25 protein-coding genes, 1 tRNA gene and 2 pseudogenes are annotated in these 20,625 nt (G+C 42.0%); 15 read left to right on the top strand and 13 right to left on the bottom strand.

Going from position 1 to position 20,625, the window contains the following annotated elements; all coding sequences use genetic code 11:
* Window positions 1-246: 246 nt before the first annotated feature.
* Both F6K46_RS22515 and F6K46_RS22510 read right to left on the bottom strand, forming a co-directional pair.
* On the bottom strand, window positions 247-2,655 hold the full coding sequence (locus tag F6K46_RS22515; protein ID WP_293061283.1) for an ATP-binding cassette domain-containing protein: 2,409 nt from the start codon (window positions 2,653-2,655) through the stop codon (window positions 247-249).
* A 39-nt stretch (window positions 2,656-2,694) separates the two neighbouring features.
* Window positions 2,695-2,892 carry a hypothetical protein gene (locus F6K46_RS22510; protein WP_293061256.1) on the bottom strand — a complete coding sequence of 66 codons (198 nt, stop codon included), beginning with the start codon at window positions 2,890-2,892 and terminating at the stop codon, window positions 2,695-2,697.
* Window positions 2,893-4,074: 1,182 nt separating this feature from the next.
* Here F6K46_RS22510 and F6K46_RS22505 point away from each other — a divergent pair.
* The 8 genes and pseudogenes from F6K46_RS22505 to F6K46_RS22480 all read left to right on the top strand — a co-directional run bounded on the left by F6K46_RS22505 (window position 4,075) and on the right by F6K46_RS22480 (window position 8,158).
* A complete protein-coding gene (locus F6K46_RS22505; RefSeq protein ID WP_366510747.1) occupies window positions 4,075-4,830 on the top strand; it encodes an AMP-binding protein in 756 nt (251 codons plus the stop codon).
* 582 nt (window positions 4,831-5,412) lie between these two features.
* Window positions 5,413-5,733, top strand: a complete 321-nt coding sequence (locus tag F6K46_RS40225; RefSeq protein WP_075900438.1) for a transposase — start codon at window positions 5,413-5,415, stop codon at window positions 5,731-5,733.
* 115 nt (window positions 5,734-5,848) lie between these two features.
* Window positions 5,849-6,070 carry a hypothetical protein gene (locus tag F6K46_RS40220; RefSeq protein ID WP_366510746.1) on the top strand — a complete coding sequence of 74 codons (222 nt, stop codon included), beginning with the start codon at window positions 5,849-5,851 and terminating at the stop codon, window positions 6,068-6,070.
* 238 nt (window positions 6,071-6,308) lie between these two features.
* Window positions 6,309-6,497, top strand: coding sequence for a hypothetical protein (locus F6K46_RS22495; RefSeq protein WP_293061252.1), 189 nt, complete (start codon window positions 6,309-6,311; stop codon window positions 6,495-6,497).
* A 23-nt stretch (window positions 6,498-6,520) separates the two neighbouring features.
* Window positions 6,521-6,613 (top strand): annotated as a pseudogene (locus F6K46_RS40215) (SWIM zinc finger family protein); the annotation flags it as partial.
* Window positions 6,614-6,625: 12 nt separating this feature from the next.
* Entirely contained in the window at window positions 6,626-7,000 is a 375-nt protein-coding gene (locus F6K46_RS22490) for a hypothetical protein (RefSeq protein ID WP_293061250.1), read from the top strand.
* A 21-nt stretch (window positions 7,001-7,021) separates the two neighbouring features.
* Complete coding sequence (locus F6K46_RS22485; protein WP_293061248.1) at window positions 7,022-7,570, top strand: hypothetical protein; 549 nt, start codon at window positions 7,022-7,024, stop codon at window positions 7,568-7,570.
* A 345-nt stretch (window positions 7,571-7,915) separates the two neighbouring features.
* Window positions 7,916-8,158, top strand: coding sequence for a hypothetical protein (locus tag F6K46_RS22480; protein ID WP_198954079.1), 243 nt, complete (start codon window positions 7,916-7,918; stop codon window positions 8,156-8,158).
* Between the two features lie 72 nt (window positions 8,159-8,230).
* Here the strand turns inward: F6K46_RS22480 and F6K46_RS22475 are convergent, their stop codons facing one another.
* Together F6K46_RS22475 and F6K46_RS22470 are read right to left on the bottom strand one after the other, a co-directional pair.
* Entirely contained in the window at window positions 8,231-8,647 is a 417-nt protein-coding gene (locus F6K46_RS22475) for an anti-sigma regulatory factor (protein ID WP_075900440.1), read from the bottom strand.
* Between the two features lie 3 nt (window positions 8,648-8,650).
* On the bottom strand, window positions 8,651-10,345 hold the full coding sequence (locus F6K46_RS22470) for a SpoIIE family protein phosphatase (RefSeq protein WP_293061245.1): 1,695 nt from the start codon (window positions 10,343-10,345) through the stop codon (window positions 8,651-8,653).
* Between the two features lie 96 nt (window positions 10,346-10,441).
* Here F6K46_RS22470 and F6K46_RS22465 point away from each other — a divergent pair, with 96 nt between their 5' ends.
* Both F6K46_RS22465 and F6K46_RS22460 read left to right on the top strand, forming a co-directional pair.
* The gene (locus F6K46_RS22465; RefSeq protein ID WP_293061243.1) at window positions 10,442-12,034 is read left to right on the top strand and encodes a Na+/H+ antiporter; all 1,593 of its coding nucleotides are present in this window, start codon (window positions 10,442-10,444) and stop codon (window positions 12,032-12,034) included.
* Between the two features lie 303 nt (window positions 12,035-12,337).
* Window positions 12,338-12,631, top strand: a complete 294-nt coding sequence (locus tag F6K46_RS22460; protein WP_293061241.1) for a Dabb family protein — start codon at window positions 12,338-12,340, stop codon at window positions 12,629-12,631.
* Here F6K46_RS22460 and F6K46_RS22455 read toward each other — a convergent pair.
* Window positions 12,606-12,782 carry a hypothetical protein gene (locus tag F6K46_RS22455; protein WP_293061239.1) on the bottom strand — a complete coding sequence of 59 codons (177 nt, stop codon included), beginning with the start codon at window positions 12,780-12,782 and terminating at the stop codon, window positions 12,606-12,608. The genes F6K46_RS22460 and F6K46_RS22455 overlap by 26 nt on opposite strands.
* A 118-nt stretch (window positions 12,783-12,900) precedes the next feature.
* Window positions 12,901-13,065, bottom strand: coding sequence for a ribbon-helix-helix protein, CopG family (locus F6K46_RS22450; RefSeq protein ID WP_293061237.1), 165 nt, complete (start codon window positions 13,063-13,065; stop codon window positions 12,901-12,903).
* Between the two features lie 421 nt (window positions 13,066-13,486).
* Here F6K46_RS22450 and F6K46_RS22445 point away from each other — a divergent pair.
* Window positions 13,487-13,559, top strand: a tRNA-Thr gene (locus F6K46_RS22445).
* Between the two features lie 210 nt (window positions 13,560-13,769).
* On the opposite strand, the gene F6K46_RS22440 is transcribed toward F6K46_RS22445, so the two are convergent.
* The 3 genes from F6K46_RS22440 to F6K46_RS22430 form a co-directional block, all read right to left on the bottom strand.
* Complete coding sequence (locus tag F6K46_RS22440) at window positions 13,770-14,501, bottom strand: molybdenum cofactor guanylyltransferase (protein ID WP_366510745.1); 732 nt, start codon at window positions 14,499-14,501, stop codon at window positions 13,770-13,772.
* Window positions 14,455-14,919, bottom strand: coding sequence for a pentapeptide repeat-containing protein (locus tag F6K46_RS22435; protein WP_293061232.1), 465 nt, complete (start codon window positions 14,917-14,919; stop codon window positions 14,455-14,457). Before F6K46_RS22435 ends, F6K46_RS22440 begins: the two co-directional genes overlap by 47 nt.
* Window positions 14,920-15,441: 522 nt before the next feature.
* Window positions 15,442-15,633, bottom strand: coding sequence for a hypothetical protein (locus F6K46_RS22430; RefSeq protein ID WP_293061230.1), 192 nt, complete (start codon window positions 15,631-15,633; stop codon window positions 15,442-15,444).
* Between the two features lie 175 nt (window positions 15,634-15,808).
* Here F6K46_RS22430 and F6K46_RS22425 point away from each other — a divergent pair, with 175 nt between their 5' ends.
* The 3 genes from F6K46_RS22425 to F6K46_RS22415 are packed head-to-tail and all read left to right on the top strand — an operon-like array spanning window position 15,809 to window position 16,458.
* On the top strand, window positions 15,809-15,979 hold the full coding sequence (locus F6K46_RS22425) for a hypothetical protein (protein WP_293061227.1): 171 nt from the start codon (window positions 15,809-15,811) through the stop codon (window positions 15,977-15,979).
* Between the two features lie 52 nt (window positions 15,980-16,031).
* A complete protein-coding gene (locus F6K46_RS22420) occupies window positions 16,032-16,175 on the top strand; it encodes a hypothetical protein (RefSeq protein ID WP_293061225.1) in 144 nt (47 codons plus the stop codon).
* 46 nt (window positions 16,176-16,221) lie between these two features.
* Window positions 16,222-16,458 carry a hypothetical protein gene (locus F6K46_RS22415; protein WP_293061223.1) on the top strand — a complete coding sequence of 79 codons (237 nt, stop codon included), beginning with the start codon at window positions 16,222-16,224 and terminating at the stop codon, window positions 16,456-16,458.
* Here the strand turns inward: F6K46_RS22415 and F6K46_RS22410 are convergent.
* From F6K46_RS22410 to F6K46_RS22395, 4 genes and pseudogenes are all read right to left on the bottom strand, one after another.
* Complete coding sequence (locus tag F6K46_RS22410) at window positions 16,371-18,092, bottom strand: tetratricopeptide repeat protein (RefSeq protein WP_293061221.1); 1,722 nt, start codon at window positions 18,090-18,092, stop codon at window positions 16,371-16,373. The two genes, F6K46_RS22415 and F6K46_RS22410, sit on opposite strands and share 88 nt — an antisense overlap.
* A gap of 123 nt (window positions 18,093-18,215) precedes the next feature.
* Window positions 18,216-19,004: a hypothetical protein gene (locus F6K46_RS22405; protein ID WP_293061219.1), complete on the bottom strand. Its 789-nt coding sequence runs from the start codon at window positions 19,002-19,004 to the stop codon at window positions 18,216-18,218.
* A gap of 457 nt (window positions 19,005-19,461) precedes the next feature.
* Window positions 19,462-19,659: pseudogene (locus F6K46_RS22400) on the bottom strand (transposase); the annotation flags it as partial.
* A gap of 43 nt (window positions 19,660-19,702) precedes the next feature.
* Window positions 19,703-20,173, bottom strand: a complete 471-nt coding sequence (locus F6K46_RS22395) for a hypothetical protein (protein ID WP_293117356.1) — start codon at window positions 20,171-20,173, stop codon at window positions 19,703-19,705.
* A gap of 345 nt (window positions 20,174-20,518) precedes the next feature.
* Here F6K46_RS22395 and F6K46_RS22390 point away from each other — a divergent pair.
* On the top strand, window positions 20,519-20,625 hold a 107-nt coding region (locus F6K46_RS22390; protein WP_293061279.1), incomplete at its 3' end, for a helix-turn-helix domain-containing protein.

Genomic DNA, 20,625 nt, shown 5'->3' with positions numbered 1-20,625 from the left:
CCACCGACAGTAAATTAACTATAAAATTAATCCTCTGGTGGGCAGTGCATCAGACTAATTCAAAAGCTGACAATCGTTAAAGTAAGCACTGCCCACCCTACATCTTTCTACTGCCCACCCTACATCTCTGTGGTGGGCAGTGCATAAAACCAATTGAAAAGCTGACAATCCTAAAAGTAAGCACTGCCCACCCTACATCTCCTACCGATTCCCGATTCCCGATTCCCGATTCCCGATTCCCGACTTCTAGAAAATATCCTTCTGCTTCTGTAATTTAAAAGCGATTATTAAATAAACCGCTATGTGTAAGCACAGTAGTAGCCAATTAAGAATCAAATTTTGCCAGGTGGCATCATAAACTGGTGTTGCTTCAAAGGGAGGAGGAGGAAGCTTTAATCCAAACCTGGAAGACTGTTCTGGTACCATGCTATTCACATTTACCAGGGCACCATAAGCTCCCATTGACCAACGACTTACCATCAGCCAAGATAGTGTACTGGCTAATCCTTTTAGTTTAAAAATAACTCCAGAAAAAATAATCTGGGGTAGCAAAATTAATGGTATAGTATTATTGGCTTCACTTTCATTTTTAACCAATGTCGATACCATCAGACCTAAACTGGTAGCAGCGATAATCGTTAAAAAAGTAGTGATTCCCAAGCCAATTTTCCAATCCAGTAGTTCAGAGGTAGGTGACTTAAACCCATAGAGCACAATAGTAACAATCAAGATAGTTTGTAAAATAGCTAAGCCAGAACGAATCAATACTTTGGAACCTAGATAGGGAAATAACCCTAAATTAACCAGTCGCTCTCTGGCATAAATACTGGACTCTTTCACAATTTCTTGGAGTGAACTAGATAGTCCTACCCAAAGGGCAGCACAGGTAAAAATAAACAGTACCTGTAGCGCTAGAGGTGCTTGGGTGATTTCTGGAGAATTCAGTTGAGCTAAAGGGTCTTGCCCTGACAAGGTCAGAATAATCAAGCTAATCCCAATCGGAGCAGTTAGTAAGGCTAGGGCAAGACTTCGCATATCCCGCACTACTAGTTTTAAATAGCGCTGACTGAGCAACAGCAGTTGCTTGAGTTGCTTGAAAACAGGAATACCAGCACTTTTGCTAGGGATTGACGTCGATAGCAACCTTTGACCAGGACTGAGGTGGGCTGAAATGTAAGTCTTGTAAGCAGGTGAGCTGAGAAACCTGTTATTCCAGTTTTCACTATTCTGCTCAAGTTCCTCCGGTGTTTCCCCTTGCTCTAGCTTCAGGTAAATATCAGGGAAGTATCTTAAGTCTGGAGATGGCATCTTAAAAAAGTCCATCGCTTCTGTGGGAGGACCAAAGTAACACAACCGTCCACCCCGACCCATAAAGGCAATGCGATCGCATACGTCAATATTCGCAGTAGCATGAGTCACTAGCACCACAGTTCGTCCCTGATTCGCTAATTCTCGCAATAGCTGCATCATTTCCTTATCCAGTCCTGGATCTAGACCAGAAGTAGGCTCATCGAGAAAGAACAGTTTTGGATCAGCCAATAATTCCACAGCAATGCTAACTCGTTTCCGTTGTCCCCCACTCAGATTACCCACAACAGTGTTTCTCACAAAATCCAGTTTCACTTGTGACAAGGTTTGCTTCACTACCTGTTTCACATCAGTATCTGGTGGTAATCGTAATTGACAGGCATAGGTTAGTACTTCTTTTACGGTTAAATCCCGATGCACAATATCATCTTGAGGAACATAGCCAATTTGTGACCGGTACTGATTAAAATGCTGTCGTAAATCTTGGCCATTAATAAATACAGTACCATTAGTAATTGGTGCAATTCCTAATAGCGTTTTCAGTAACGTAGATTTCCCAGTGCCACTACCTCCTACCAACGCCACTAACTGACCTGGTTCAATGGGCATAGAAACCTGATTCAGGATAGTGCGTTTTTTGCCTAATTTATTGTTAACCTGGCGCAGCAATTTATCAGCATCAATCCGAATTTGATTCCCTTGGTCAACTAATTCTAAAGTATCCTGCCTCAACAGTAATATAAACGGACCAATCCGAATCGTATCACCATCCTTAAGTAAGACAGGTTTATGGATTAACTTGTCATTAATAAAGGTACCATTTCTGCTATAATTATTAATCTGATAATTGCCTTCGGAAATCTTGATAAGGGTAGCGTGAAGGGTGGAAACCGTCGGTGCATCTAATGGCCAAGAGTCGGAAAGTTCAGGATTAGGAGAACGACCCAATTGCAGTGGCCACTTTTGGACACTTGCCAAAGAAAGCTGCCGTTTATTTGGCGTCACCCTTGCTTGACTATGGTCAGGATTAAAGTAACTGAGGCGAATGTAATCCCGAGGATTTTGTCCAATAGTCAACTCCGCACCATGTTTGAGAAGATACCCATCAGTGATGCGAGTGTGGTTAACAAATAGTCCATTAGTACTGGGATTTGCCCCATCACCATCAAAGATGCGATAATCCTCTCCCTCTTGAAGCAGAAAAGCATGGCGTTGGGAGACAATAGTCCAGCCTTTTTCAGGAATATCGAAATCTGACCAAGTGCGATCGCGTCCTAATCGATAAAATCCTTTCTCAAGAGAAAAACGAAGTACTTGACCTTGATTGTTTAGCTCTAGATAGCTCATTGTCATAGTTAGGAATTTTTTGATAATGTTTCCCTTTTATTATTTTAAATAAAATGATTTTGAGTCTAAATGAGCTAAGTTGGTCTCTAGTTTCAACCTGTTGATGACTAATAATGCAATTTTGATATAGCAATTCTCCCATGATATAGCAAAGGGAACAGGGAATAGCGGATCTGGGAACAGGGAACAGGGAGCAGGGAGCAGGGAGCAGGGAGCAGGGAACAAACATTCTCTCAATTCCTACACGGATTGCTATACTACATATGGCAATACAAAATGTGGGTTTGGTTCAAAAGGGGGTTTCTATCCCCATGACTTATAGCGTTTCTAGGACTCATGAGGTACAGCATTCTTTGACGTTGATTCCCTTTTAGGTGCGCTTGACCTATTAAGAATTAAATTCGCTTGATTGTCGCACCTCTTAATGCAGCGCATCGCTATTCTATATTCTCTATTCCCCTCTTGGGAGGGGTTAGGGGTGGGTTCCTGTTCCCTGTTCCCAGATCCGCTGTTCCCTAAAATCTAGAAATTGTTTACCTCACAAGTCGTAAAATTGCTATATCCATTTAACCTCTATTTTGTCAAGTATTATTTATAACAATAGGGACTATTAACCTGGGTATTATAGAAAATAATTTGATTTAAACGCTTTGCAAAAAAAGACTATGATTTGGTCAGCAGTGCCCATACCAGCAGTTTGCCCTGAGCGCCAAACTTGTCTATGAAGATTTTTGATATAGCAATCGTAAATCAGTTGTAAAATCTTAAAAATCTGAAATCTTTGCAGGGCTTGGGTTAGAGCATAGGTTCGGCTACTATAGCGTTTCTAGGACTCATGAGGTACACAAGATTGTTTCACTCTTGACTCTTGGCTCTTTCCTAATCCCTGCTCCCTGCTCCCTGCTCCCTGCTCCCTAAAACCTAGATATTTGTACCTCACCAGTTATATAATTGCTATATATTTGACAAATCAGATCGGATTTCTATAGAATCGCTTCATGGAATTTACATAAATCCTCGTAATATGGTATTACTAGGGTTGATTAGTATGGCTTGCTCTGAACCTTCCAATAGAAGGTTAACGGTTACCAGATTTTTATAAAATTACTTTAAAATTAGGGATAGTTTTTGACATGAGTACTTAGAAAACACAATTGATCGACATTCGCTTAACCGAACAGCAAGCCTACTGGCAAAAGCGACTAAGTGGCGAACTACCTGTTTTACAATAATTTTTAAGTGAGCCGCAATTGCCAGTTGATACAGTTATCATATCCAGGGAAGCTTTCCAACTAGAGCAACAGCTCTATATAGAGCGAACTAAATTTTGTAGCTGTGAAAATATCACTCTATTTACCGCGATTATAGCTATATTTAAAATTATTTTACTGCGTTAGACGGGGCAGAAAGATATCATTGTTGGTTCTCTATCTACAAATTCTGGGGCATTTCCAGACTTTGCTTGAGGGCGTCGTTGCTAATCCAGACCAGTGTATCTCCACTTTACCACTTTTGAGTGCAGCTCAAGAGCAGCAGCTACTGGTGAAGTGGAATGATACCCAGGTAGAATACCCTCTGGATAAATGTATCCATCAACTATTTGAGGAGCAGGTAGAGAAAACCCCAGAGGTGGTAGCAGCAGTTTTTGAAGGAGAGCAGCTAACCTATTGGGAGCTAAACCAACGAGCTAATCAACTGGCTCACTATCTGGGCTCGCTGGGGGTAGGAGCAGATACGCTAGTGGGTATTTGTGTGGAGCGGTCTCTGGAGATGCTCGTGGGATTGCTGGGTATTCTCAAAGCTGGTGGCGCTTATGTGCCCTTAGATCCAACCTATCCCCAAGAACGTTTAGCTTTCATGTTATCCGATGCTCAAGTGTCGCTGCTGGTAACTCAAGAAAAATTGGTGACTCAATTGCCACAGCATGGGGCAGATGTGGTTAGCTTGGATAGAGATTGGACGGTAATCTCCAGCCAAAGTGAAGAAAATCAAAATCCCGTTAGCGATGCCACAGCCGAAAACTTGGCTTATGCGATCTACACATCCGGTTCCACAGGCAAGCCTAAAGGGGTGCTGGTAACTCATCAAAACCTAGTTCACTCAACTCAGGCTCGTATTGAGTATTACTCCGAACCCCTAACTAGTTATCTGTTGTTGTCTTCCGATACTTTTTAGCTACCAAAATCTACAAAACGAAGAGCTTGGCTCACGCTTTGCAAGCTGGCATTTGCAGCCAGGGGGTATCTCCCAAGGCTAAACCCAGACTACGCCCGGCTTAGCGCATAAATGAAACTCCACTCTGGACAATTAACGTAACTACCAAAACCTTGGTTATCGGCTTTAATTTAAGTTACAAAGTATCTTTAATGGAATTAAATCTATGCTTAAAGTCTAACTCATCTTTGTAGATATTGCAATGTTTTTGTAGAAAATAACCAACAGCAGCTAGCCTTCGCTTTTGATAGTTCAGTAGCAGGTATCTTTTGGACTTTGTGTGAAGGGGGAACCCTAGTACTCTCATAAGGGTAGGTTTTTTACAAAGACCTCAGGTGTGGGGTGTGGGGTGACCGGGTGTGGGGTGTGGGGGATAAGACAATATACTTAATTTGTCGTTAACAATCATCATTGTCTTGATGCAAAGCGCGAGTGGGGGAAACCACGAACCTATCCCACTATTATACCTGATAGAGTGAAAATTCAGTGATAACGAAAACTTGAACCGGTAAATGCCAGGAAGATTTGAAGGATTAAGTGACTATGAATGGGAACTGTTTAAAAATCTCGAGCCGACGTGAACCACAAAAGCGAGGTAGAGGTATGCCCCATGTGCCATTCCGTTACGTGTTAAACACATTGCTGTACATTTTAATCACAGGATGTCGCTGGTGTGATGTACCAACAGGACAACAGTGGGCATCAAAAAGTTCAGCACATCGATGGTTGAAACGATGGCTTGAAAATGGAACTCTCGAAAAAATACAAGATAGAGTGTTAGCGTACGCGCACAACCAAGGTCTAATTAACTGGGATTATGGAGCCGTAGACGGCTCTTTTTCCCCCTGGCAAGGGAGGAGGTGAAGGAGTAGCCTATGGATATTTTGGCAAGGGAGTGCTGATACACACCATCACAGAGGGTAATGGCATGCCTTAGGCCAATTGCACCACACCAGCCAATGGAAGTGAAAGGGAACAGGTGATACCGTTACTCGATAGCATCAGGGTTCTTACGGGCAAACGGGGGCGTCCGAAGAAAAGATTCCGAGTGTTAGCAGCAGACAAGGGTTACGACTGTAAGCAGAAACGTTCACTACTGAGAAAAAGAGGTATTAGACCACAGTTGCCAAAAAGAGTTTACCAGTCATTGAAGCATCGAGGTAGACCCATAAAAGAGGACACCCCACGGTATCAACTTTAACGTTGCTTTGCTTGGTATCAAAGAAAATATCGACGTAGGGTTGTTCGTTGGGAACGCGGCTTGTGTTGTGTTCGATGCTTTTCTTACCTTAGCCACCATTCATATGTGGATTACTAAAATTCTATTAGTGGGATAGGTTCTACTGATTTGATCTAGTCAAAAGAGGCATTTACTTCTATTGTGCTTCCATCCTGCCATCGCTGTTAGATCAAAAGCATACATACCAGGGTACAGAGCAATGTCTATTCCACAAATCAGCCAGGAAATTATTCGTTCTTATGCCAGTAGTAAATCTTGGCAAAGAGGACAAGCTTATTATCACGATGGCCATGTGAGAAGAGTAGTTCAACGGGGGAAATTAATTACAGCAGAAGTTGAAGGTAGTGATATTCGCCCTTATCAAGAGGTGCGACCCGTGGCGAATTAAATTCGCCAACGGAAAGCGCACCTATTAATATTGGTTTTGAGGAAGAGGATTTAGACACCGGTTATTGTAGTTGTCCTTACGATCATGGAGGATACTGCAAACATATTGTAGCAACATTATTAGTATGCTTGTACCAACCAGAACTAATTGAACAGCGTCCTAGTTTAGAGGAAATTTTAGACCGCCTTAATGAGGTTCAGACACAAACTTTAATTCAAGATTTAGTAGCCAATAACCCTCAATTACTGGATGATATTGAGTATTTTGCTGACCAGGTTGCGCCCCTATATGTGACTACATCATCCCCAGAAACCCTCCCCCAACGGCAAATTACTGTAGATGCTCATAGGATTAAAGCGAAAGTTAGATATAGTCTCAGAGATGCAGTGCGTTATATTGAAGAGGGTTGGGACGAAGAGATCGGTACAGAAGAGATTTCCAGTTTAATTGAAGATGCTCAAATGTATACTCAACGGGGAGATACCTGGAATGCGTTCGCGTAGCGTGGCCGAAAGGCCATCGCTATGCTAACTGCTATTACCGAGTCTTGCATCGAAAACTGGAATTTAGTAGATGAGTATGGTATCGAAAATGATGAGATTGCTTGTGAATTAAATACTGTTTGGTGCGAAACAATTCTCAGTACAGATATAGCTAAAGCGGAAAAAGTAGACTTAGATATAAATTTTGAATTTTGGCAAAACGAGTGGGGTAGCTATTTTGACATGGCCAGAGCTGCTTTACACCAAGGTTGGGACTATCCACCATTACAACAGATACTTCAAGGCAATATTACTTCAACTAGTTTATGGGAAGGATTTCCACCAGATTACGCTGAGGATTTAGCCTTAATTAGACTACAAATTTTAGAACGACAACAACGCCACGAAGAATATCTCTATTTAGCTCAAGCAACAGGGCTTTTAACCAAGTATTTGATCATGTTAGTTCGTTTAGAACGGCTTGACCTCGCCATGGAAGCTGCACGGTCACAAATGACTACAATGGAACAAGCGTTAGCCCTTGCTACTGTCTTAGTTGAGGAACAAAATGCTCAAATAGAGGCTTTATAAATTGCTGGTATTGGCTTAAGCTTACCTGGCAGTTGTCAATATAGATTAAGTATTTTTACAAGTGAAATTGCCTTAGAAGTAGGGGATGATGTTTTAGCAACAAAAGCCAAAGTTGCAGCCTTTAAAACACAACCAAATTTTGCAGATTATCGTAAAATAGAAAAATTAGCAGGAGATACTTGGTCAACGATTAAGGAAGAATTACTAGAAGCTTTAGCAACTTATGATAGCTGGGGTGAAGAAAAAGTAAAAGTTGATATTTACCTCTATGAAAAATTAGTTGATCAAGCCATCGCTACTCTATATAATAGTTATTATCATTCCCATGAAATAACTCAAAGGGTTATGGATGCAGCCATAGAAATCAATCCTGATTGGGTAATTCGTAATGCTTGTCGTCGCGCCGAGTCAATTATGGATGCAGGGAAAGCAAAATACTATGATGAAGCAGTAGAATGGCTGAAAAAAGCCCGTGATGCTTATCTTGCTTCGGATAAAGAACAAGAATGGTCAGATTATCGTAATAAATTAATCACTATTCATGGCCGAAAGCGCAAACTAATGGGCTTAATTAAATCAGAAATTTAACTTAATTATTAACTTAATTAACAATTGCATTTTCAATTTAGCAACGCCAAAAATACTTTTCCCGCTACTGGGCTACTGGGCTAAGCTGACTTGCAACTCCAAACAATTCCGACCATTGACCTGTAAGTTATACTCTACCCGATCCATTAGTCGATGGATAATCAGCCAGCCATAGCCATTTTCCTGTAAATCACCTGGATCCGGTGCTTCATAAAAGGATGGGTCAAATCCTTGACCATAGTCCCAAATCTCCAGAGCAATATCCCGTTCTTTGAGTTCTAGGCGAATCAAGACCGGTAAATTGGGTTGATCCCGATGAGCATGACGAACTACGTTAGAGTAAGCTTCCACTAACACCAATCGCAAACGATTGGATAGACTAGGCCAATCAACACGATTTCCGAGTTCAACCTGCAAAATCCCTAGAAACCAGTTTTCGACAATGCTCAAAAACTTCAGGTCACTCGGTATCTGTAGTTCTGTTTTCATCCACTACAATATCTCCAGAGATACTAGGGTTTGGTCGTCTTCCTGAATCGGATTGGTACGCTCTCGAATCCGAGCTAAGAAATTACTAAGGTCAAACGGAGCAGGTTCCTGAAGCAGAAGCTGCCAAAGACCGGATGACTCAAGCCTAGAACTGGTGCTGGTTGACCCATCGGATGAAGAACCTGTCACTGGATTCACTGGATTCAGGGTTGCTTCCGTAATTCCATCACTTGTTAGTAGCAGGATGCTACCTGAATTTAATCTTAAATGTCCTGATTCCGCCTGCCAAATTGGCAAAATTCCTAAGGGAATACCCCTAGCCTGAAGGTAAGTCGGCTCTGGAGTTTTTGACTCTGAGTGTTGTTGGACTACTTGGTGATCAGACCAAACCATAGGATAGGTATGACCAGCATTAGCGTAAACCAACTGTTGCTTGTCAGGGGTATAACGAGCCAAGACCAGGGTAATAAAACAGTTGGTATGATAGAGGTCATCTGACATGATGTGGTTAAGATTTTGGATCACTGTTTTTGGGTCTGGGGATGTTTCTTGAGCAAGTTCCCGTCGTAACATCGACATGGCACTGGTCATAAATAAGGCAGCAGGTACGCCTTTACCGGACACATCTCCAACTGCTAGCCATATATCTCCTTGGGGATGAACATAGACTTCAAAAAAATCCCCACCAACCTGTCGCGCTGGGGTGCAGTGAGCTTGCACTCTCACCTGTTCCATCTCTGGCCAACTCTGACGCAGCAAATTATTCTGAATCTGGCGAGCTACATCTAGTTCATCCCGCATCTGCTGAGCCTGTAACTGGGTGCGTTGGAGTAGTTTTGCCTGAGAAATCGCTAACGCTGCTTGTTTAGCAACGGCTTCTATCAGCTGGATATCTTCTTTATTCCAAGACCCTTCACTCCCTTGCTGGTAGAGACACAACACCCCTAAAATCTGTTGTTGGTCCGGTAGGGGAACGATCAAATGCACCGAATTCTGACCATCCCTTGTTTCTTGCCACAACTTAGTCTCAGGTTTCTCTAATACCTGTTGTATCATCAAATCAGCATTAGGGATATGAGGTGTATTGCCATCCCCAGAAACCTTGTAGGTGAAACATTCTGGTGTGAGTTGGTTGAACTCTACCGGTCGCAGGATACAACCGGTAGCATCAAAGGCTTGACCCATGGTGGTCACTACCTTTTGCAGTAGACTACTATAATCTAGGGATTCTCGAATTGCCGTTGTCACCATATTGAACAATTCTTCCCGTCGTAATGCCCGAGAAAGTTCCCTGGTTCTTTTTTTTAGGACTTGGTAAGTTTCAGCAGCTTGTCGCACCACTGCTTTTAGTTCCTCACCCTGCCAAGGCTTTGTGATGTACTTATAGACCTGACCTGAGTTAATTGCTGCCACCAAATCTTCTATATCTGTGTAGGCAGTCAACAGGATGCGAATTGTATCTGGAAAACGCTCTACTGTCCTGCTTAAGAATTCTGTTCCATTCATTCCCCCTAGGCGCTGATCTGAGATAATAATCGCCATCTCTCCTTCGGTGTCCAAAATATCTAAGGCGGTTATGGCATCATTAGCTCTGAAAACTTGAAATTTTCGGCGGAAGGTTCTGTAAAGTAGATCTAAGTTGTCAGACTCATCGTCTACTACCATCAATTTGAGTTTGTCTTGATTTCCCTGACTCATCACTAATTTTGCTTGGTAAGGGGAAAACCGAAAACTCCTGTGATTTTATCCACGGGCAGGAGGCTTTCCCCTTTGAGTTTAGCTTGGAGTTTCTGTATGTCCCTAGAGTCCACTGTTGGCGAAGTCGTCATTAAGCAAAACCTTGAACAGTTTCTCCTAGTACTGTCGGTGTCTTTGAGTGTGGCAACCCTATCTAGGATTTTTTCCTGGTTCCGTAAAATTCCTTACACCCTATTACTGGTAATTGTCGGGTTAGGGTTGGCTTTTGTGGATGTCCGACTGGTTAACTTATCACCAGAACTGATTCTGGAAATTTTCCTACCCCCCCTACTCTTTGAAGCCGCTTGGAATATCCGCTGGCGGGACTTACGACGGGATTTGGTACCGGTGAGTCTATTTGCGATCGCTGGGGTAATTATTTCCGTAGTTGGCATTGCCTTTGCTATCAATCAGCTGACAGGACTACCCCTGACCATTGCTTTATTGGTTGGAGCCAGTCTTTCTGCCACTGACCCAGTTTCGGTTATTGCCCTATTTCGGGAATTGGGTGCGGATAAACGGCTGAAAACTCTGATGGAGGGGGAAAGCCTATTTAATGATGGGGTAGCAGTGGTTGCTTTTAGTTTATTAGTCGGACTACCCCTAGGACTAGAAGAATTTTCCATTGCCACTAGTGTTGCCCGTTTCTTAGGGTTTGTGGGGATTGGGATTGGCATCGGTTGCATCATTGGTTTTGGGATTTCCTACGCCACCCAACGCTTTGATTTACCCCTGGTGGAGCAATCCCTGACCTTGGTTTCTGCTTATGGCACTTATTTAATTGTGGAGGAACTAGGGGGATCCGGTGTGATTGGGGTAGTCACCGTTGGGGTGATCTTGGGCAATTTTGGCTCCCGCATTGGTATGAACCCCCGTACCCGGTTGATTGTCTCTGAGTTTTGGGACTTTTTAGCCTTTTTTGTGAACTCGATTGTCTTTCTACTGATTGGTGACCAAATTAAAATAGCTAGTTTAGGGCAAAATATCAAATTAATTGCGGTTACTATCTTGGCTGTACTACTCACCAGAGCGATCGCAATTTATGGTTTGGGCGCATTCAGCAATATCTTGGCCAACTCTCAAATTGGTTGGCGGGAACAAACCGTCCTATGGTGGGGTGGCTTGCGAGGTTCGGTTTCCATTGCTCTGGCCTTAAGTGTGCCAGTTGTGTTAGAAGGACGACAAGATATTATCGAAACTGTGTTTGGCGTGGTACTGTTTACCCTGCTAGTCCAGGGGTTAACCACTCGATGGTTTCTCGAAAAGTTAAATTTAATTGGTGACCAACCCCTACGTCAGCAATATTCTGAAGTCCTTGCCCGTCGCATCGCCCTGAATCGGGTCAGAAATTATCTTGAGGAGGGCTTAAAGACCACAGAAATAGATTCAGACCTGTGGCGCTATCAAACCAAACTTATCGATACCCAACTGACAACGATTAACGATGAAATTAAGGAGTTACGGAGTAACCACCCTGAACTCGAAACTGTTGAGCTTGAGCAACTTCAAGAAACCATGTTAGATATTGAAGCTGATACCTACGCCGAATTTATTCGTTCTGGACGGCTCAATGAAAACCTTTCACCGATTATGCAGCAGGTACTGATTGAGGCAGATCAGAAAACCATTGATATTGAGAATGTGACCTAATTGTGGAATGATTAGGTTCTGAAATCGGTGTTTAATCTGAACATTTACTAATGTGATGAATCTTGTAATTCTCTACTGGGTGCTAATTGGGTTAATGCTTGTGGGAGTCTTGGGAGTTTCTCTATCGGAGTGAGTGGACTTTAGCGTCACGAACCAACCTAGCTTTAAAAGCAAGTGTGGGTATTATAGTAGGGTCGCTAATTGGCAATTTAATTGAAGGCTTGCTGGCTCTGAGTACAGTAATTGTTTTTGTGTTTACCACCTGGCCTGTGGTAATGGTAATTTAGGAACTTTTAAGTAAAGATGATCGAGCATATTGTTTTGTTCAAGTGGAAAGAAGACGCTTCACCGGATGCGATCGCATTGGCTATCAATGGACTCCTGGCTCTGAAAGACCAAATTCCTGAGATTCTAGAACTGTCCTGTGGAGAGAACTTTTCGCAGAGGTCTCAGGGATTTCAGCATGCTTTGAGAGTGCAACTGGTCAATCGCGACGCTCTGAGTACCTATACTGATCACCCAGCCCACCAGGAAGTAGTCCAGAACTATATCAAACCTATCCAAGGAGACGTCATCGCAGTGGATTACGAAGTTTAGTAGTCTCAAGGATATAGGATAGGAACTGAGGGGGTGAAAGTGTGGGGTGTGGGGTGTGGGGTGTGGGGTGTGGGGTGTGGGGTAGCTGTACACATAAATCCAGAAGCGATGCAGCAAGGGAACAGGGGGAAATCCCCATGAGCAAGTGCATTAAGACAATGATTGCCTTAGTTCCAAAAAAAAGTTTTTCCTACACCCTACACCCTACACCCTACACCCTACACCCTACACCCCACACCCTACACCCCACACTGTTACCCCTTCTCTCATTAGTCCTTGGGTGGTATGTCTCCTGCCTGCTCAGCTTTTTTTATTGCTCGTTTAAGAATTAGTACTGCCATTTGGGACAAGGAGCGCTCTTCGGCATCTGCCAATCGTTGAAGCGCTTCTTTGTCTTTTTCTTCCATATAGAGAGTTACGGTTACTTTAGCCATATCATTAATAATAATTTTTACTCTGGGTTTTTACCCAAATAAACATAAATTAACACAAATAAAAAGAAACTATATGTTATTCCATAAATTGTAATAGAAAGCTTTCTGCACACCCAATCGATAGGTAGCTTTCTCCCTAACCAAGAGCGCAAGTTAACTAGGGTCGGGTCTGGGGAGCTATCAGTCCCGTGCTGTAACGGTTGGGGTCAGCGTTGGTAGGATATGACTAGGACCTTCAAAAAATATTGCTACAGATCACCCGATCACCAGCGTGATTATGGAGTGTGGCGTTTAGGGTCTGGGGTGATGTTTAGCTTTAACTAGATCCTTAGTCACTAGTCGTGTTATACTTAACCCGTTGCCTACTATTATAATTAGTGTTATACTGGTTGTTGTGTTAGGTGTTATACTAAAAAAGATTGCTGGTGTAGCTCAGTTGGTAGAGCAGCTGATTTGTAATCAGCCGGTCGCGGGTTCGAATCCTGTCACCAGCTTATAAAAAAAATAGTTATAGCGTTTATTGCATGTATGAGGTACACTTCTCAACCTCAAAGTCCCCCTTTTTAAGGGGGATTTAGGGGGATCCCTTCTTGATGCAGTCGCTCATGGGGGGAACCCCCAAGACCGCGCTGCATCGCTTTGTACCTCATGGGAAAGAGAATTGCTATCAAACAACTAGGAACTTCCAGTTTTATCCGCACCCCTTAATTCTGTATTTCCAACTGTTCTAGGTCAGCAGGGGTATTGCAGTTAAAAAATGGCCTAGTGTCACTGACTAGCAACTCCTGTACTGGATGCTGGGCCAACCAACGCTGAAATGACCGTCCCCCTTGATTGATAAACTCAGTGAGACTCGGTAGACACTCGCGTCGGTAAAAGCCGCACAGGGGTTCCCAGCCCTTGGGATTTCGTGGCAATAGTGCGTTCGCGTAGCGTGACCTTTGGTCAATCGCATTTTCCCGAGTCTGCTCCAACTGCTTGAGCCAACCTTGCACAACCTCTGCTCTTAATTGGGGTAAATCACAAGCCAGTAACAGTACCCAATCTGTTTCAACATGAGCTAATCCTTGAGCAAATCCTACCAAAGGACCATGAGGTGTGGTCTCTGCTGGTAACGGAACTTCCTGAATGACACGACAAGTCTCAGGTAAGATATCCACGTATCGTTCTGGCCAGGGAGTGACGATATAGACTTGACCAGAGACTTGACCAGAGACTTGAGCAATACAGCTGAGGGCAACATCACACACTCTGCGCAATAACGGGACACCCTCAACCAGAATCAAGGCTTTATCCCTACCCATACGAGAGCTTAGCCCTCCTGCAAGGACAATCCCTGAGAGGGCTAAGTCGTAATTAGTATTTGGTATAGCGCTGCCCATGGCTTGGTCAGGAACAGACAAGAATTCCAGAACGTAGACTCGGAGACTCCTCAAAAAAGATTGCCCCTCGTCCCTTTAGGTCATCCTTGATATCCTTAGAAATTCCGAAGTTATCTCCAAACTGAGTACTGTCTACTCGACTACCAATCAGGTTGGCATTACTCAAGTTGGCACCACCTAGGTTAGCATGACTGAGGTCAGCACGACTGAGGTAACTACCCATCAAGTTGGCATTACTCAGGTTGGCATCACTGAGATCCGCACATCTGAGGTAGGCACGACTCAAATCAGCTCCGTTGAGCAGGGCACCGTTAAGATTGGCATCACTTAGGTCAGCACCCCTGAGGTCAGCACCCCTTAAGTCAGCACCCCTGAGGTCAGCACCCCTTAAGTTGGCATCCTTCAGGTCAATTCTAAGTGAATTGTCAGTTGGCTCTAGAGAAACACCCTTCATTAGTTCAAGGAATTCCATTTACTACTCGAAATACACTCTGAAATACAGTAATACAACTATGAAATACCCACCACTGTGATCGCATCAACGGCTTTGGTTGATCAATCAGATTTATTGCCGAATTAAATTAACTCAAATTTTAATTAAAAACCAGCCTATCTTTTCAAAATTGCTAATTTTTACGACATATTGCTGATTTTTTAGACTATATGTCGTAGATTTAAATTTTAACTATTTAGTTTAGTGTTAACTAATTACTGGTTAACTATTTAGTGATTAACTAGTTACACTATCTTTTCTAGCCCTATCTGGTTTCACCAATTACCATAATATAAAGATTTAATTAATAAATTATTAAAATTAAGTATTTTGTGAAACCGCTAATATAGCAATCATAATCGATTTGTGAAAAATCCTGTGACTAAGACGGTAAATCTGTTATCTAATATACCTCTTGGCAAAGTATTTAGGTAAGCCGTCAGCTGTCAGCTGTTAGCTGTCAGCTTAAAACAAGCTATTCGGCTGACGAGTTCAACGGACTCAAAGCCAAAGACTATGAATTCCTCCCTTGGGCATTCGCGTAGCGTGGCCGTTCGCGTAGCGTGGCCTAAAGGCCAAAAGGCCAGGGAACTGAGATGTAAGCATATGTGTTACGCGCACGCTACACCGAACAGCTTGGCACAGACTTCGACGCTGATAGCTGATAGCTGATAGCTGACGATAGGTTTTCACACTTCGTTACACAGTTAATGAAAAATTGATACAAAAATGGTATTTGATGACCATAATTAATTACAATTAATTCAGTAGCGGAAAATATTAGGTTTAAACCTATTTAACTCTGTTGCTTTTAACCCCGCAGGGTTGTTGCTTTTACGGTAATTGCCTGTCCGCTAAGGTGACAACCTTGTGGAATGCTGATAGTGCTCATCAATTAAAGGAGGAGAACTATATGCGCGGTTGTTCCATGCTTCTAGCTCTTCTAGTGTTTGGTGGATTGTTGTATTTTATCGTCAATTCTGGTACGTTTGAAGGCTTGATGGACACCATAACACCCTCGGAACGGCAATTGGAATAAGCGATAGAGCTGGGCGCGGGGCGGGGGCGCGGGGAGATGGGGAGATGGGGAGATGGGGAGATGGGGAGATAGGGAGATAGGGAGATGGGGAGATGGGGAGCAAGAGTATAGTTTAATATTGGTATTAGCAATTCTTCCTCTACACCCATTGTTAGAGTTGTTAATTGGTAATAGGGATTTGATAATGGCGATGTAATTGTGGTGTTTCACAGGAGCAATAGTCTTTTCCTCAATTAGACCTCTTGCAAAAGTGTTTTTCTAATAGTGTTTGCGTCAATTCTTGTCCACTGTTCCCTGTTCCCTGTTCCCTGTTCCCGACTTCTGCAAGAAGTCTATTGATAGCAGTCGAAGTAAAGGTTAAGACACGTTTTTATTCCCGATTCCCTATTCCCTACTTCCGACTCCCGACTTCCGACTCCCGACTCCCGACTCCCGACTCCCGACTCCCGACTCCCGACTTGATATCAATCAACCCCTGAAATCGCTGATCTGAGCGAATGCTGTCAAAATCTGAGTCAGTTTTTGCCATCTCTCGATATTCTTCAGGATTGAGATTAATGGCCTGTTTCAAGTTTTCAAGGGCTAAGCCTACATTTCCTTGTAAAGCATAAAAGCAAGCTTTGTTGTACCAAGCTTGGCCGTCATTGGGTTTAATTTTAATAGCTTTATCAAAGGAATTAATCGCTGCTTTATTTTCTCCTAATTCTAATAGGGCAACTCCTCGGTTGTTCCAAGCTTCTTGGAGATCGGGTTTAATTTTCACAGCTTGGTTATAGGAATTAATCGCTGCTTGTTTTTGTCCTAATTTCCATAAGGCAACCCCCCGGTTGTTCCAAGCTTCGTAGTCATCTCGTTTAATTATCAAAGCTTGTTCAAAGAAATCAATCGCTGCTTTATTTCGTCCTAATTCCAATAGATCTCCCCCCCGTTTGTTACAATATTTATGGTCATTTAATTTACTTGTTAAAGCTTGGTCAAATGATTCACTTCCTGATTTATTTGCTTCTAAAACTAATAATTTTTTAACCCACCGTTTATAGCCAGCTAGGTAGTTATCCAGTTTAAATTTTAAAGCTTGATCATAGGATTCAATCGCTTCTTCATTTCGTCCTAAATCCGATAGGGCAAGCCCCCGGTTGTACCAAGCTTCGTGGTAATCCGGTTTAATTTTCAAAGCTTGGTCAAAGGAATCAATCCCTGTTTCCAAACGTCCTAATATCGATAGGGCAACCCCCCGGCTGTACCAAGCTTGGTGATCATCCGGTTTAATTTCCAAAGCTTTGTCAAAGTTAGCGATCGCGTCTTGATACTCTTGGGCAGCAACCAGTAGCATTCCTAGTTCAACTAGTAAATCGGCTTGCTCTTCAGGAGTGTGATGCTCTGCTTCCAGGCGTTCTTGAATAGCGATAATTTGTTTACTTCGTTCTTCAGGATTCAAAGACTGATGCTGAAACTCTTCTTGCTGACAATCCTCTGATTTGCTAGGAAAGTCAAACAGACCAGAACGCCAGTCAAAAAAGTCGGGAGCACGGTGGATAAAGTAATTCAGCACAAATGGCCGTAATAGAAATACAAAACAAATCTTAAAATCATCTCGAAACCGTTCTCTGTGTTGGTTGAGATGATTTAAAATATGAGGAACCCCTTTCCAACTATAGGAATAAATTGCTTCGCTATCCCATCCCTGCTGACGTTTCGTCTCTTCATACTTATAAAACGAATATTCTAGACCTTGGATGAATAAAAAATTGATCTGCTTGCGGTCGGGGATATCCTGAACAATGCCGTATAAATTATCAATCGGTTCCTCGAAGCGCAACATCTCTATTGTTTTCTGAGATAAATCCTGCTTAACCTGCTTAACCAACTTCTCTGCTTCTACGGGAGAACAACGGACAAATAATAATCCGAAACCTCTGCGCCTTCGGAGGGCACGGAGTAAGTCTTGGTATTGTTCTTCTGGACTCGCTGGCGGTAAATCCTCGTCCGCATCTGTAAAGTTGACCATTAGTTGTAAGGAAGCAGGGAGTAGGGAGCAGGGAGTAGGGAGTAGGGGGAAGAGTGTGGGGAGGTGGGGAGATAGGGATATAGGGAGATAGGGAGATGAACCCACCTACCTTTTGGCTACCTTACGGCTGTGAGTCTAGTTGAGCATAGGCGTCTTTAAATTCTCGAATCCCTTTAATCAGGGGATGAACATCGTACCAACACTGTCTTTCTCCTTCATCTTTGAATTTTAATTATAGAATATAGCTTTAAATCTATCATCTATGAATGTATCATCTAAAGCTAAAAAATCGGGTATGTTTTTATCTATATCTAGTAATAGTTTTCTTATAGGTCGGGTTAATTTTAATTTTAAACTCCTCGTAAAGTTTATAAAGTCCCTTTCATCCATTCTTTGATAACTAGTGTCAAAGTTAATCCTATCATTCATAGCTTTATAAAATAAAGGGTTAAAAGAAGCAATGCCTGCTGCAGGAATTAATATGACTCTTGAGCTTAAACTAGTAAACTTTAGTCCAAATTTTTTAAAATTTGAGATTTTCATATATGAATCTCCAAGACCATTTTCTTCAATAGCTACTTTTTTAAGAGCGCAAGCAGCCCAAATAAGTGCTGTTTTTACCATTGAAATATCATCTTCTAAATAAATACGTAGAATCGCTATTAAACAACAAATATTTAAATCCTTTTGATTAGCCTCATAAGAACTAAGCCAAATGCTTGCTCGATAAGCACTAATATATTCACCTCGTTTTAGTCGAGCTTTATAGTATAACAAATGTGCTAAAACTAATTTATCTAAAACTATTCTGAAAATAGTTGATTTATCTTTAGGGTTAATATTACTAATATTTTCTAGCTCATATATGGCTGTATTAGTGTATATATCGCCAAATATTTTCAAGGTTTGCGTTAATTCTCCTCCTTCAATAAATTTTTTTATCCTTATTAAGCTTTGAACAATTGTCAATAAATTAGGTTGTGGGATGTTTGTACCAATTGAACTAAATTCAGTCATTATAGTTAAAATAAATTATATTATATTTAGTTATAATTTGTTACAATTTATACTGAAATTTTTATTTAGAGACTGTTTATAAAACAAATATTAAAGATAAAAGGTTTGTTCTAAACGTCGCAGCATCAAACGAACCATTGCTGCATAAATCATGGCTTCACTCATTGTCTTGATGCAGTCGCTCATGGTTTGAATTTACCGTTAAGACAGTTGAGCCTTAATCAATAAGTTTTACCCCTTTTCTGCATAACCTACCAACCATAAAGGCTCAACGTAATCAGGTTTTGTCTCCGGGGGAAACCACGGCAGTCGCTCATGGGGGAAACCCCCAAGACCGCGCAGGGCTGTTTCATTTTCAATTTTTAGGTTAGCTGAAGCTCCCGAGTGGCAGCGGTTTCGCCCCTGTTTTTCTATTATTAAACCCAATAGTATAAAAAAAGGCGATTTGCTTACTCGAAACTGTCTGCCAAGGGGGTAAATCGTGAGGTATAGCTCGCCAGGAACATCCTTCTCGTAACAAGTATAAAATACCATTGACTACTTCTCTTAAATCTACGTTCGCTTTTGGTCCTCTTGGTAATGGTTTAGGCAATAAAGGTTCAATTATTTTCCATTCACTATCACTTAAGTCGGAGGGATAAGGTTTCCGCTTCATTTATGCATAATTTGAGAATAGTTAGTTAATCTTACATTAGCAATTAATTTAAGTAAGCTTTTTTTATACTTTCTTTATAAACAGTCTCTAATAGCAAATTCCGCACATGACCGCCACTCATAAGACACAAGCGCTCTAAGGCTTCTGGACTTTCAAATATGTCAGTTTCTAGGGAGCGAGTGGGAGCAAATTGACCGACTCGCTTGCTAATCACTTCTTTAACTTTATTGAATCCAGGCTGATAGAGGTTACCCTCTTTAGTTCGCACCATAATCATCGGTAACACCTGGGCATCACCATAGATGTCTCGCAAATCATTAGTTCGCTTGGAGTAAAGCATTGAAATCGGAACTGTGTAGACAATATGGCACTTTAATCCTTTTAATTGTTCATTACGGTCTAAAAAAATTTCTTCATGATTAGTTTGGTTACTCTCTTGGATAACTGGCACAATCCGGTCTAAATTATCCGCAATCACTGCTAATTTAGCTTTCCGGCCAAAGAAGCCCCACACTCAATGCGCAGCATGAGTGCTTAAAGTTACCGTAAGATAGTGGAGCTTTTATGGTTAGTCGGTTATGCGCAAAAGGGTTAAATATGCATGTAATAAAGCTCGACTATCTAAGGTTTCGTCTCCAGGGATGAATTTTGCACAGGATCTCTCGGAACAGGGAAGCGAGCTATCAAGCTCCTAATTAATTAGGATTGAGTCATCCCGCGCCGCTTTTCCTCTTGTATCAACTGTCTTTTTTCAAAATCGGTAATCCTGATTATTATTTTTTTATATTTAATTTTGGATTACTATTTGTAGATACATTTGCTATAATCATAGTAGGTCAATAAGCCAAAGAGCAAGTCAATGATAATCGCGTACCAATACCGGTTAAAACCAACAAAAGAGCAAAAGGCGAAGATAGACAATTGGCTGTCTATGCTGTGTGCTCAATATAATTATTTGTTGGCCGA

The organism is Moorena sp. SIO3E8, from assembly GCF_010692445.1.
Lineage (GTDB): Bacteria > Cyanobacteriota > Cyanobacteriia > Cyanobacteriales > Coleofasciculaceae > Moorena > Moorena bouillonii.
Note: the sequence above shows the minus strand (reverse complement) of the source record. Positions and strands in the feature narration are given on the sequence as shown.